This is a genomic window from Serpentinimonas barnesii (assembly GCF_000696225.1).
Classification (GTDB): domain Bacteria; phylum Pseudomonadota; class Gammaproteobacteria; order Burkholderiales; family Burkholderiaceae_C; genus Serpentinimonas; species Serpentinimonas barnesii.
The window spans coordinates 14063-26175 of record NZ_BAWN01000005.1; the positions used below are offsets into that span (position 1 = coordinate 14063).

The following is a 12113-nucleotide window of genomic DNA, read 5'->3' on the forward strand; positions in this document are numbered from 1 at the left end:
CCAAAACCCGGCATCCAAATGCTGGGGCCGCTACAATTGCTCGCCATGGAAATGACCGAAATCCAAGCGCAAACCACGCTCGTGCTGTGGGCCGCCTTCGTGGTGGCCTTGGTGTTTGGCGCGCTGGCGCAGCGCACCCATTTTTGCACCATGGGTGCCATCAGCGACGTCGTCAACATGGGCGACTGGACGCGGCTGCGCATGTGGGGCATGGCCGCCGGTGTGGCCATGCTGGGTTTTTATGGCATGGCCGCGCTGGGCTGGATCGACCCGATGCAGACCATCTACAGCGGCAGCCGGGTGCTCTGGCTCTCGGCTCTGTTGGGGGGGGCGTTGTTTGGTTTTGGCATGGTGCTGGCCTCGGGTTGCGGGAGCAAAACCCTGGTGCGCATCGGCGCCGGCAACCTCAAATCGCTGGTGGTGTTTGTCGTCATGGGCTTGGCGGCCTATGCCACCCTCAGCGGCGTAACGGCGGTGCTGCGCGACCGCAGCGTCGATCAGGTGGTGCTGCACCTCGATTCCAGTGCAGCCTTGCCGCTGTGGTTGGCTGGGCAGTGGGGTGTGCCGGGTGCCGCCCTCGGGCTGGCGGGTTTGGTCGGCTTGGCCTTGGTCGTCTGGGCGCTGGCAAGCCGCGATTTTCGCGCCTCGATCGACAACTGGCTGGCCGGCATTGGCATCGGGGCCACGGTGGTGGCGCTGTGGTGGGTCACGGGCGTGCTGGCCTTCGTCCCCGAACACCCAGAAACGCTGGAGGCGGTGTTCCTCACCACCGACACCGGCGTGATGGAATCGCTCACCTTCACCGCGCCCATGGCCTATGCGCTGGAGTGGCTGATTTTTTTTAGCGACGCTTCCAAGGTGCTGACCATCGGTGTGGTGTCGGTGTTGGGGGTGGTGCTGGGTTCATTGGTTTACGCCCTGCTCAGCCGCAGCTTTCACTGGGAAGGTTTTGGCAGCACCCAAGACACGGCCTTGCACCTGATCGGGGCCGTTTGCATGGGCGTCGGGGGCGTCACCGCCATGGGCTGCACCATCGGGCAGGGCCTCTCGGGCCTCTCCACCCTAAGCCTGGGCAGCCTGATCGCGGTGGCGGGCATCGGCTTGGGGGCGGTGGCGGCGCTGCGCTTGCAAATCTGGCTGCTCGAGCGTGCTTGAGGCTGCGCCACCGTCCACCGCCGATTCTGCGCAAGAGCCTTTTGAGGGCTTCGAGCGCCGCTTTGGCGGCTTGCGGCGCCTTTATGGCAGCGTGGGGGCGCAGCGCATTTTTGACGCCCATGTGGTGGTGGTCGGCATCGGGGGCGTGGGTTCGTGGGCGGCCGAGGCGCTGGCGCGCAGCGGGGTCGGGCGCCTGACGCTGATCGACCTCGATCATCTGGCCGAATCCAACATAAACCGCCAACTGCACGCCTTGACTGATACCCTAGGGCAATCCAAGGTCTTGGCCATGCAGCAGCGCATTGCGCAGATCAACCCGGCCGCGCAGGTGCACGCGCTGGACGAATTCGTGACCCCTGCCAACTGGGGCGCTCTGATGCAGCAGATTGAGGCCTGCAATGGCAGCCCACTGGCCCTGATCGATGCCTGCGACCAGCGCAGCGCCAAGGAAACGCTGGCGGCATGGGCCTTGCAAGCCCCGCTGCACTTCATCACCTGCGGCGCAGCCGGGGGCAAGCGGCAGGCGCACCGGATTGAGGTTGCCGATTTGTCCAGCACCACCCACGACCCGCTGCTGGCCCGCCTGCGGGCCCGCCTGCGCCAAGCCCATGCCGCTGCGGCGCGCGGGCCGATGGGGCTGGCTTGCGTGTTCAGCCGCGAACCCGTGGCCAGCCCCGACCCTTCCTGCGCCGTGCCAGGCGCTGGCGACGGCAGCCTCAATTGCCACGGCTACGGCTCCAGCGTGGCGGTGACGGCGGGTTTTGGCATGGTGGCAGCAGGGTGGGTGCTGGAGCGCATCGCCACGGCTGCCGTCCCAAAAAAATCGCAGACGGTGCCAAAACGCGCCACTTGAGATAAAAAACCAAGCTATAATTCAAGGCTTCGCAGCGCTGCTTGTTGGCGTTGTCGGTGCAAAGTGGGTCGTTAGCTCAGTTGGTAGAGCAGCGGACTTTTAATCCGTTGGTCGCAGGTTCGAATCCTGCACGACCTACCAGTAAAATCAACAACTTAGGCCAGTTTTCGGACTGGCCTTTTTTGTTGCCTGGGGTGACCATGCCCCTAGAATCCATATCCCATAGCCGAGTCACGAATTGGCTTGCTTGGCCTGAGCCGCGAGCCAGTTTTTCTCAAAGTGCAGTGGGACACCAAGCCAGCGGTAGCTGAAAATTTGGCCCGGCTATCATGGAACAGATAGGGCTAATCAGCGCCATCCTGCTCCCGGATGATTCTTGTCACGCAGAGCTTAATTTCGTCAAAACCCTATCAATCCAGCGTTTTTTAGATAAGATTACGGATTATTCTTATCGTGTGACGAGATTGACGAGATCGCCAAAATTCGCTGCGCCATGACACATCCCACGCTGTCGCCCCGCCATGAGGCGCTGCTGCGCCAAGTCCTTGTCGCAGGCAAGCCCGTTGCGCCAAGCGCCCTGGAGCACGCTCTCCAAGTCTCTCGGCCCACCCTCAACCGGGACTTGCGCAACCTTCTTGCCGCCGGTTTTCTGAAGAAGCAGGGGGATGGCCGCTCGACTCGATACCTGGCCACCGAAGCGGCCGTGGTGGCGCTGCGCTTTTTGCCTCCAGGCTTCCAAACACCGCTTCGGTCTGCAGCCCTTCAGTGGTCAGCATCTGCGCAGCGCCTTGTGGAGGCGCTGGGCGCACCCTTGGGCACCCGCACCCCCGTAGGCTACGACAGCGGGTTTGTGAGCAGCTACATCCCAAATCAGTCCAGCTTGCTGCCGCCCCAACTGGCCACGGACTTGTACCACGCTGGCCGCAGCCCAGACCAGCAACCCGCTGGAACTTACGCGCGCGAGGTGCTTGAGCAGTTGCTCATCGACCTGTCCTGGTCGTCATCGCGCCTTGAGGGCAACAACAAAAGCTTGCTCGACACCAGGGCACTCTTCGAGCTCGGCCAACAAGCCGGGCCGCTCGATGACGACACGCTGATGCTGCTCAATCACAAAAGCGCCATCGAGTTCATGGTCGATGCGGTGCCCACGGAGGGCATTACCGTAGCCGTCATCGTCGATCTGCAGGCCAAGCTGATGCGGGACCTTCTTCGCGACTCGCGGGACATCGGCAGCATCCGTCGGCGCGTGGTGAACATCGACGGCTCGGTTTACAGCCCCAGCCACATCCCCACGCTCCTAGAAGAGACGCTGAAGGCCATTGTCGACAAGGTGCGCAACATCCGCAATCCGGTTGAGGCCGCTTTCTTCCTGTGGCTCAACTTGGCCTACCTACAGCCCTTTGCGGACGGCAACAAACGCACTAGTCGGCTGTGCGCAAATATGCCGCTCATGCTCTACAACTGCGCGCCGCTGTCCTTTCTGGATGTGGAGCGCTCGGACTACGCGACCGCCATGCTCGGTGTTTACGAGCACCGCAACGTGGCGGCGGCGGTGGACTTGTTCGAGTTCATCTACCGTCGCTCGATGCAGAAGTACAGCGTGCTGCGCGCCGCTCTGTCGGCGCCCGACCCGATTCGGACCAAGTACCGGCAGACCTTGAACGAGCTGATGCAATTCGTTGTCTTCCATGGCCGCACGCTGGAGGCCGCATTTGCCGAGGTGTACGTCGATGCCCCGGACATCTCGGCGCTGCGCCTCATCGCGAACACCGAACTCGATCAACTGGAACAGCACAACTGCGCCCGCTACAACCTTGCCCGTGGCATGACACAGCGATGGATAGACGCTGGGCGGAGCCGATGAGGGGAAATTGGATGGTTCACGTTTTGCTTGCGCAGCGGGCGCTGCCTTGACCCTGATCCCCCATGCCCCACCACCCCATCCCCGAAGCCGAAGTCGAGTTCAGCGCCATCCGTGCGCAGGGCCCGGGTGGGCAGCACGTCAACAAGGCCTCCACGGCCGTGCATCTGCGCTTCAACATTGCGGCCTCCTCACTGCCCGCTGAGCTGAAAGAACGGCTGCTGGCCCGTTCCGATAGCCGGATCTCTGCCGATGGGGTGCTGGTGATCAAGGCGCAGGGCTCGCGCAGCCTGGAGAGCAACAAGGCCGAGGCCATGGCCCGTCTGCACGCGCTCATCGAGCGCGCCGCGCACGTGCCCAAGCCCCGCAAACCCACCAAGCCCACCTACGGCTCCCAGCAGCGCCGCCTCGAGGGCAAGGCGCAACGGTCGTCGGTCAAACTCGGGCGCGGCAAAGTTTCAGAGTAGCAAGGCCTGCGCTTACGGGCGCGTTTCGCGCCACGCGTCGGCCACCTGTTTGATCAGGCCATGCACCTCATCGAGGGCGGCCGTGTCGCTGTGGGCGTTGGCGTGCAGCAGGCGCACCGAGCAATAGGCGTACAAGCCGTCGAGCTGCAAGGCCAGTTCGCCCCCGGCCTTGGTGTCGAGGTGGGTGCGCAGGCCCTCACCCAAAATTTGCAGCGCCTTGTCGAGGTGACGAATTTTGTTGTTGACGTCGCGCTGCTCGATTGCCAGCCGACCCAGCGCAATGCGCTCCAGCAGGCCTTCAAACAGCAGCATGACGACCTCGCGCGGGCCGCTGCCATCGGCGCGGCTGTCGAGGGCCACAGAGGCGTAGGCGCGGGCGGAACGGTTGGCGGGTGGAATCATGGTGGGGTGCTGGCAAACAAGGGGTGCTGCATCATTATCGGTCAGGGCGGGGCAAGTTTGAAGGCTTTGATTGCGCGGCCTGCGGTCGGCTTGGCACAAAGCCATCGATCGCCGCCTGCACGTGCTCCAGATGCGCCTCCAGCCCCAGCCACAGCGGCAGCCGCACCAGCCGCTCGGCCTCGCGCTCGGTCACGGCCAAGATGCCGTGGCAGCGCCCAAGCCGCTTGCCCTGCGGGGCCGAATGCAGCGGCACGTAATGGAACACGCTGTGGATGCCGTGGCTTTTGAGGTGTGCGATAAAGGCGCTGCGCTGCGCCAAATCGTGCAGACGGATGGCGTACATGTGGGCGTTGTGCTGGCAATGGACTGGCGCTGCAGGGCGCTGAAAGCGCTGCGAGCGGCTGGCGGCGGCAAAAAAGCGGTCGTAGCGCTGCCACAGCTCCAGCCGCTGCTGCGTGATGCGGTCGGCCTCCTGCATTTGCGCCCACAGAAAGGCCGCCACCAGTTCGCCCGGCAAAAAGCTCGAACCCACGTCGCACCAAGTGTATTTGTCCACCTCGCCACGAAAGAACTGGCTGCGGTTGGTGCCTTTTTCGCGCAGGATTTCGGCGCGTTCGACCCAGCGCGCGTCGTTCACCAGCAGCGCACCGCCTTCGCCCGCGATGATGTTTTTGGTCTCGTGAAAGCTCAGGCAGCCTAGGTGCCCGATCGACCCCAAGGGGCGGCCGCGGTAGCTGGCCATCAGGCCTTGCGCCGCGTCTTCCACCACGAACAGGCCGTGCCGGTGCGCCAGTGCCATGATCGCATCCATTTCGCAACCCACGCCGGCGTAGTGCACCACTACGATGGCCTTGGTGCGCGGGGTGATGGCGGCCTCAATCAACGTCTCGTCGATGTTGAGCGTATCGGCCCGAATGTCAACGAACACCGGCGTGGCCCCGCGCAGCACGAAGGCGTTGGCGGTCGAGACGAAGGTGTAGGACGGCATAATGACTTCGTCACCCGGGCCCAAATCGAGCAGCAGCGCCGCCATTTCCAGCGCCGCCGTGCACGAGTGGGTGAGCAGCGCCTTGCGGGTGCCTGTGCGCTGCTCCAGCCACTGGTGGCAGCGCTGGGTGAAGGGGCCGTCGCCGGCCAGCTTGCCATTGAAGTGCGCCTCGGCAATGTGGAACAGTTCCTTGCCCGTCATGTAGGGCTTGTTGAAGGGGATGTTCATGGGCTCAGGCGGTGGTAGATGTCTTGGGCGTGGCGAAACTTGAAGCCAAGCGAGGCGTACAGGTTGAGCACCGCCAGGTTGCTGGCTGAAATCGAGCTGCGCAGCTCGGTGTGCCCCTGCTCGAACAGCAGGCGGCACAGCGGTGACCAGAAATACTTGGCCCAGCCACGGCCGCGCGCGCCCTCGGCTAGCGCGTGCAACACCAACTGGTTGCCTTCGAAGGCGACGAAGCCCTGCACCTGCTGCTGCATCGAGATGCCCCAGACCTGGCCGGCGGCGTGCAACTGCTCCAGCCATTGCCGGTAGCGCTGCTCGGCCTGCTCACGAGGGACATGCGGGTCGCGGTGAAAACGGCCATGCACAAAGGCCCCGCTCGCGATGGCTTCCAGCTCGGCCAGCGCGGGCGATGCGTGCAAGGCCACCGCCGGATGCGGGTGTTCGATGAACCATGCGGCTTGGCAATAGGGCTCGACCAGGGTGTCGCAGTAGTAAAAGCCATGTGCGTGCAGGGCGCGGGTACAGGCCAACGGATCGACGCGAACGGTGTGGTGCCCACGGTTCTTCACAGCCCATTGCAGGGCCTGCTCACTGGTGTCGTTCAATTCAAAGCTGGGCTGCCCCAGCACTGCCGCGTCCCACGGCGTTGGGCGCGCCCACGGCGGGTGCGCGGAGGCATCACTTGAAGCTGATGTTGTAGCCATTGACGCATTGAACCACACGCGCTGCGGGCAGCAACTGGTGCGGCACCTCGACGTAGCGCAGGTCGATGTTGGAGATCACTTGATCGAGCAGCAGCTCCATCACGCCGGCCTTGCGGCACAGGATCAGGTCTGACCAGTCGGTGTGGGTCAGCAGCACGGGGATGAAGTCGCTGCGCTTGACGAAGGAGCCCACGGCTTCGAGCACGCCCAGGTTCTGCCGGATGCCGGCGGCGCTGTGGCAGCAGTCGTTGAGCATCAGAATGCCGTCGGGGGCGCACAGTTCGCTCCACAGCAGCAGGTCGCGCAAAATCCACTCGTACTGGTGGTTGGCGTCGATGTAGATCAGGTCCAGCGCCGGCTCGTGGCGGTTTTTCAGGGTGCGCAGGGCGGCGTCGGCGCTTTGGCGCAATATCTCGACGTTGCTGTGCCCGGCGAAGCGCTGGCGGCATTCCTCGTACAGGCGGTCGAAAGTGGCTTGCTCGCCCAGGTCGCCGCCGTAGTAGCTGTGGTAAGCCTGCGGCGGGTCGATCCACGGCAGGGTGTCCTCAAAGGGGTGGGTGGCCAGCGCCGTGGCGGCGCTGCTCCAGGGGTCGACCAGCAATAGGGTCTGCGGCTCCAGGGCCTGCTGCAGCCGGGCTGCGTTTTCGCCGCGCAGCACCCCGAGTTCGGCCACGCGCGGGCGCACTTTGAGGGCCTTGAAGGCCACGCCCAGAATCTGGTAGAAATACTGGCGGTCGCAGTGGCAGACTTTCATGGCGGGCTCGTGGGTTGGGAGGGGGCAAAAATGGCCTCGAACCAGCGCTGGGTAAGCCCTTGCAGGGCGTATTTCTCTTGCACCCATTGCTGCAACTGATGCCCGAGTTGGGCGCGCAGGGCGGCATCGTCAATCAGGCGGCGCAGCGCGGCGCGCCATGCTTCGGGGGTGTTGCAGCGCAGCACCGGCGCATCGTCGGTGCGGTAGGGGAACACATCAGAGCACACCACCGGCCAGCCCATGGCGCCGTATTCGAGCAGGCGCAGATTGCTTTTGCAGCGGTTGAACAGGTTGTCTTGCAGCGGCGCAATGGCGATGTCGAGGTTCAGGGTGGCCATCTTGGCCGGGTAGTCGGCAATCGAGACGAAGGAGTGAAATTCCTTCAGGTGCGGCTTGATGGCGTCGATGCTCATGCCCATAAACACCCAATCGACTTCGGCGGCGAACTCGGCCACGATCGGGGCAATGAGTTCGAGGTCGCCCTGGTGCTGGCCGGCCCCGATCCAGCCAATGCGCAGGCGCTCCCCCGGCGCGCGCTTGACGTCGAGCGCAAACCAAGGCCTGTCCAGGCTGTTGGGCACCAAGCGCACATCGGGCACGTACTGGCGGTAGTGCTGCAGCAGGGTGTCGGTGGTGACGATCAAGCGGTCGCTGGCGCGCAGCGCCTGCACCATGCGCCGGTGCCCCTCGCGGCTCTGGAATTCGCGGTTGGGGTGCTTGTCGGGCACTTCGCCCAGCAGGTCGTCCACCATTTGCACGATCAGGGTGGCGGGCGCGGCGCGTTTGTAGTGCCGCACCTGGCCAAGCTGCCCGTCATCGACGGCGTGTTGCAGCACCAGCACATCGGGCTGGGCGCGGCGCAACTCCAGCGGCTGCAGCACCCGCTGCGCCCCGCCCGCCATGGGCATCACCACGCAGCTTTGCACCAGTCCGACATCCTGCAAGGCGTGCAGCGGCTCAATCACCCGGTACTGCCCGGCCCCGCTGTGCAGCGGCAGCGCCAGCGCACGCGCTCGGTCGTGCCGGCGCGGGTTCCAGTCGATCACGATGTCGGCTTCGATGTCGAAAGGGCGCAGCAGTGAGAGCTGGCGGTTGTAGCAGCGGTCTTGGGCCAGTTCGGCGGCCCAGTCGTCGATGATCTGGCGGCGCTCCTCCAGTTCTTGATCGGCCAAGCGTATCTGATCGTGGATTTCGCTGCGGCGCACCTGCAGCGTTTTGCCGCCGTGGTGTACCAGGCTGCTCAGCGGCGTCCAGACGTGGCGCAGGCCCAGCGCACCCAGGCGCAGGCACAGGTCGAGCACGCCCAAGAACAGCGGGTAGCGCTGCTCGCGCAAACCGCCCACGCGCTCCCAGTGCGCTTTGCGCAGCACAAAGCAGTGGCCGCTCACGGCGCTGGTGTCTTGCGTGAGTTGCAGGCGCGAATAAGCCCCGGCTTCGTCGAGCCAGCCTTCTTCGCCGCAGTAGCTCGCCGCCAGCCCCTGCACCCCGAGCAGCAGCGGGCCGCCCACCACCTTGGGTTCGGCCTCTTTGGACGAGAGCAGGCGCGGGGCCACCAAGCCCACATCGCTTTGCTGGGCGATCGCCACCAGGCGCTCCAGCCAGCCGGCGTGCAGCGGCTCGGTGTCGTCGTCGCAGACCAGCACGAATTCGCCGCTGGCGCGCGCAATGCCGGCATTGAGCGCGGCGGCATGGTTGTACTCGCCCTCGGGCAGCAGCACGATGTGCACGGGTGCGCTCAAAGTGTCGGCGCTGGCTAGGCGCACTTCTTCGGCGTGCTGTGGCTGGCAGACTAGGATGGCTTCGGCCAATGGCAAGTCGTTCAGCTTTTCGGCGGCCAGCAAGAGGCTGCGCAGATAACCGGTTTGCAGGCCCGTGGGCACCACCAACGAAACCTGGGCCGGCCCCTGCAAGCGGTGTGGCACCAGCCAGGTGCCCCAGCGCGGCAGCGGCTGCAAGCGCTCGGCCAAGCCTTGCTGCTGCAGCACCTGCTGCGCCAAGTCGAACTCTTGCGCCTCGGCGGCGCTGGCCATGCCGCGCCCGCCGTGCACCAGCACGGTGTCGATGTGCCCGAGCACGGGCCGGCCATGCCGGGCCAGCAGCGCAAGCGCGGCGGCGTAAAGTTCGGCCCCCGGCAGCGGCTGGCCGATTTGCTGCCAGAGCGCGCCCTGCATGGCCACGGCTGGGCCAAGGTAGTTCATGCAGCGCAGCAGCTCGACGTTGGCATCGGGCTTGAAGTGCGGGTAGCGCTCTTTGGAGTCGCCCTGGTGCAGGTCTTCGTCGGCGTAGATCAGGCGCGCCTGCGGGAACTCGGCCACGGCCAGCCCCCACTCCATGAGCGCGCGTGGGGCCAGCGTGGTGCCGCTGGTCAGCAGCAGCACCCAGGCCGTGGGCAGGGCCAGCGCAGGCAGCGCCTGCAACGGCTGCCCTGCGGCCACTTGGTGCCAGACGATGCCGGACGCTTCTGCAAAGCCCTCGGGCGCGCTGGAGTCGGACACAATCTGCACCTGCACCGGCTGCCCCAGGCACTGGGCTAGGCTGTCGAGCGTGTCGGCCAGCGCATCGAGCGGGGCACCGCGTTGGTCGATCAGCACGGTGAGCGGCTCAACCCGGCCTGCGACCAAGTGCCCGGCGTAGATGTCGGCATCGATCTCGCGCAGGGTGCTGCGCTGGCGCCACAGGTCGTATTGCGTGTGCAGGCGCTGCCAGAGCAGGCGGTCGGCGCGGGCGGCCTTTTCGGCGGCGGTGTTGCAAACCCCGGGCAATTTGTCCAAGGTGGTCTGCGGCCAGGCTTGCTCGAAGGGTAGGGCGGTGGCGGCTTGCTGGGTTTTTTCGATGAAAGCGATCAAGTCTTCGCGCCAATGGGCCATGCTCTGCGCGTATTGCTCGGGAAAGTCGCCCACGCTGCGTTGGGCTTGCAGCACCTGGTCGGGCTCGTCGCCCCAAGCCAGGCCGGCCAAGCCCCAAAAGCCGATCAGGCGGTCGAGTGTGGGCAGGCGTTCCTCGTTGGGCAGATAGACCACCGGGCAGCCGCACAGGCGCGCCTCTTGGGCGGCGGTGGAGTATTCGTAAGCGTACAAAACCCGCGCGCGCTGGTACAGGGCGGCGGTTTCGCTCAAGGATTTGGGTTTTTTGGGCGAGATCTCCACCGCATCGGGTCCGAAATCGCGCAGCAGGCCCGAGTAGCGGTTGTAGTAATACAACACCCGGTCGCGCGGTGTGCCTGCCGGGGGCGGCTGGAACAACGCGGTGTCAATGGTCGGCAATTCCAAATTGTCTCCGCCGGGGTAGAGCACATCGGCAGCGAGTTTGAACACCAGCGTGTCGGGATCGAATGCCTTGGGGCCACCGTGCACGCCGGGGTAGTAGAGCAGGTAGCGCACCGCCAGGCCCAGTTCCAGCGCGTGCCGGGCGGCCACTTCTGGGTACACCACCACCGGCACCTTGCCGGCCTTCCAGTGCGCCAATTGAATGCCCGGCGTGAGTTGCGGCGTCCAGAGTTCGCCACTGGTCTGGGGCGATTGCACGTAGGCCTCGAAGCCGAGCCGGTTTAGCAGGCTGCACAACTGGTGCAGCAGCCGCACGCCAGCCGAGCGCTCGGCATAGGCCGGGGCCACGATGTAGTAGGGCTGCGTCGTGTGCCGATAAACGCCGGTGCCGGTGCGCAGGGCTTGGAGTTGGGGCAGGAGGTGTTGCATGGCGCAGGCGATTATGCGGCGGGTGCAGGCTGCTGCCCCGCCGTGGTAAGCGCGGCGATGGTTCGCCAGCAGGGGTTTAGCCCTGCAGCAAGCGCAGCACGCCTTGGGGAATCTGGTTGGCTTGGGCGATCATGGCGGTGCCAGCCTGTTGCAGGATCTGGCTGCGGCTCAGGCTGGCGGTTTCGGCAGCAAAGTCGGCATCCATGATGCGCCCACGCGCAGCGGCTTGGTTTTCAACTGCGGTGCGCAGGTAGTTGATTGCGTTCTCGAACCGGCTCTGCACCGCACCAAGGTTGGCGCGGGTGGAGTTGATGGTGGCCAAGGCCGCATCCAAGGCCGTCAGGTTGGCCGCGTTTTCCAGATTGGCGCTGGGAACGAGGGCGCTCACCACGGCCCCACCAGCAATGACGCCCGACAGGCCAGCGCCCGATTGCAGGTTGATTTGTGCGCTGGCAATGGTGATGGTCTGACCGCTGTTGGCACCCACTTGGAAGGTGAAGTCGGCGTTGGTGGTAAACAAGGATTGGCCATTGAACTGCACCGAGCTGAGTGTGCGCGCCACTTCTTGGCTGAGCTGGGTGTACTCTTGGTTCAGGGCCACGATGTCGCCCGAGGTGTTGGTGGAGTTGATCGACTGCACCGCCAGTTCGCGCATGCGCTGCAGCATGTCGCTCATGGTGGCCAAGCCGCCTTCGGCCACCTGCGCCAGCGAGATGCCATCGTTGGCGTTGCGGATGGCCACGTTCATGCCGCGCACTTGGGTGTTCATGCGCTCGGCGATGGCCAGCCCAGCGGCGTCGTCTTTGGCGCTGTTGACGCGCAAGCCCGAGGAGAGGCGCTGCAAGGTAACGGCCATCTGGCCCTGGGTTTGGGCCGTGTTGCGCTGCGCGTTGAGCGACATCACGTTGGTGTTGATGGTCAGGGCCATGGTGCAATCTCCTTGAAGGATCGGGGGTTCAGATCAAATCACTCGGTTTGCGTTGTGGTCGCCAAGTTTGACCTGATGAAC

The 12113-nt window shown here is 64.9% G+C and carries 10 protein-coding genes and 1 tRNA gene; 5 read left to right on the forward strand and 6 right to left on the reverse strand.

Going from position 1 to position 12113, the window contains the following annotated elements; translation table 11 throughout:
• Positions 1–45 precede the first annotated feature (45 nt).
• From SRAH_RS01275 to arfB, 5 genes are all read left to right on the forward strand, one after another.
• Positions 46–1155: a YeeE/YedE family protein gene (locus SRAH_RS01275; RefSeq protein WP_029461548.1), complete on the forward strand. Its 1110-nt coding sequence runs from the start codon at positions 46–48 to the stop codon at positions 1153–1155.
• On the forward strand, positions 1148–2008 hold the full coding sequence (locus SRAH_RS01280) for a tRNA threonylcarbamoyladenosine dehydratase (RefSeq protein ID WP_045475773.1): 861 nt from the start codon (positions 1148–1150) through the stop codon (positions 2006–2008). The genes SRAH_RS01275 and SRAH_RS01280 overlap by 8 nt, the downstream gene beginning before the upstream one ends.
• A 65-nt stretch (positions 2009–2073) precedes the next feature.
• A tRNA-Lys gene (locus tag SRAH_RS01285) sits at positions 2074–2149 on the forward strand.
• A gap of 352 nt (positions 2150–2501) precedes the next feature.
• Entirely contained in the window at positions 2502–3872 is a 1371-nt protein-coding gene (locus SRAH_RS01290) for a Fic family protein (protein WP_029461550.1), read from the forward strand.
• Positions 3873–3934: 62 nt separating this feature from the next.
• Positions 3935–4336: an alternative ribosome rescue aminoacyl-tRNA hydrolase ArfB gene (gene arfB, locus SRAH_RS01295; protein WP_029461551.1), complete on the forward strand. Its 402-nt coding sequence runs from the start codon at positions 3935–3937 to the stop codon at positions 4334–4336.
• Between the two features lie 12 nt (positions 4337–4348).
• Here arfB and fliS read toward each other — a convergent pair whose 3' ends face one another.
• The 6 genes from fliS to SRAH_RS01325 form a co-directional block, all read right to left on the reverse strand.
• Positions 4349–4738, reverse strand: coding sequence for a flagellar export chaperone FliS (gene fliS / locus SRAH_RS01300; protein ID WP_029461552.1), 390 nt, complete (start codon positions 4736–4738; stop codon positions 4349–4351).
• A 34-nt stretch (positions 4739–4772) separates the two neighbouring features.
• Positions 4773–5954, reverse strand: coding sequence for a dTDP-4-amino-4,6-dideoxygalactose transaminase (gene rffA, locus SRAH_RS01305; protein ID WP_082210003.1), 1182 nt, complete (start codon positions 5952–5954; stop codon positions 4773–4775).
• Complete coding sequence (locus SRAH_RS01310; protein WP_197537839.1) at positions 5951–6556, reverse strand: GNAT family N-acetyltransferase; 606 nt, start codon at positions 6554–6556, stop codon at positions 5951–5953. The genes rffA and SRAH_RS01310 overlap by 4 nt, the downstream gene beginning before the upstream one ends.
• A 73-nt stretch (positions 6557–6629) precedes the next feature.
• A complete protein-coding gene (locus SRAH_RS01315) occupies positions 6630–7409 on the reverse strand; it encodes a class I SAM-dependent methyltransferase (RefSeq protein WP_029461555.1) in 780 nt (259 codons plus the stop codon).
• On the reverse strand, positions 7406–11104 hold the full coding sequence (locus SRAH_RS01320) for a glycosyltransferase (RefSeq protein WP_029461556.1): 3699 nt from the start codon (positions 11102–11104) through the stop codon (positions 7406–7408). Before SRAH_RS01320 ends, SRAH_RS01315 begins: the two co-directional genes overlap by 4 nt.
• A gap of 76 nt (positions 11105–11180) precedes the next feature.
• Positions 11181–12032: a flagellin N-terminal helical domain-containing protein gene (locus tag SRAH_RS01325; RefSeq protein WP_029461557.1), complete on the reverse strand. Its 852-nt coding sequence runs from the start codon at positions 12030–12032 to the stop codon at positions 11181–11183.
• Between the last annotated feature and the right edge of the window lie 81 nt (positions 12033–12113).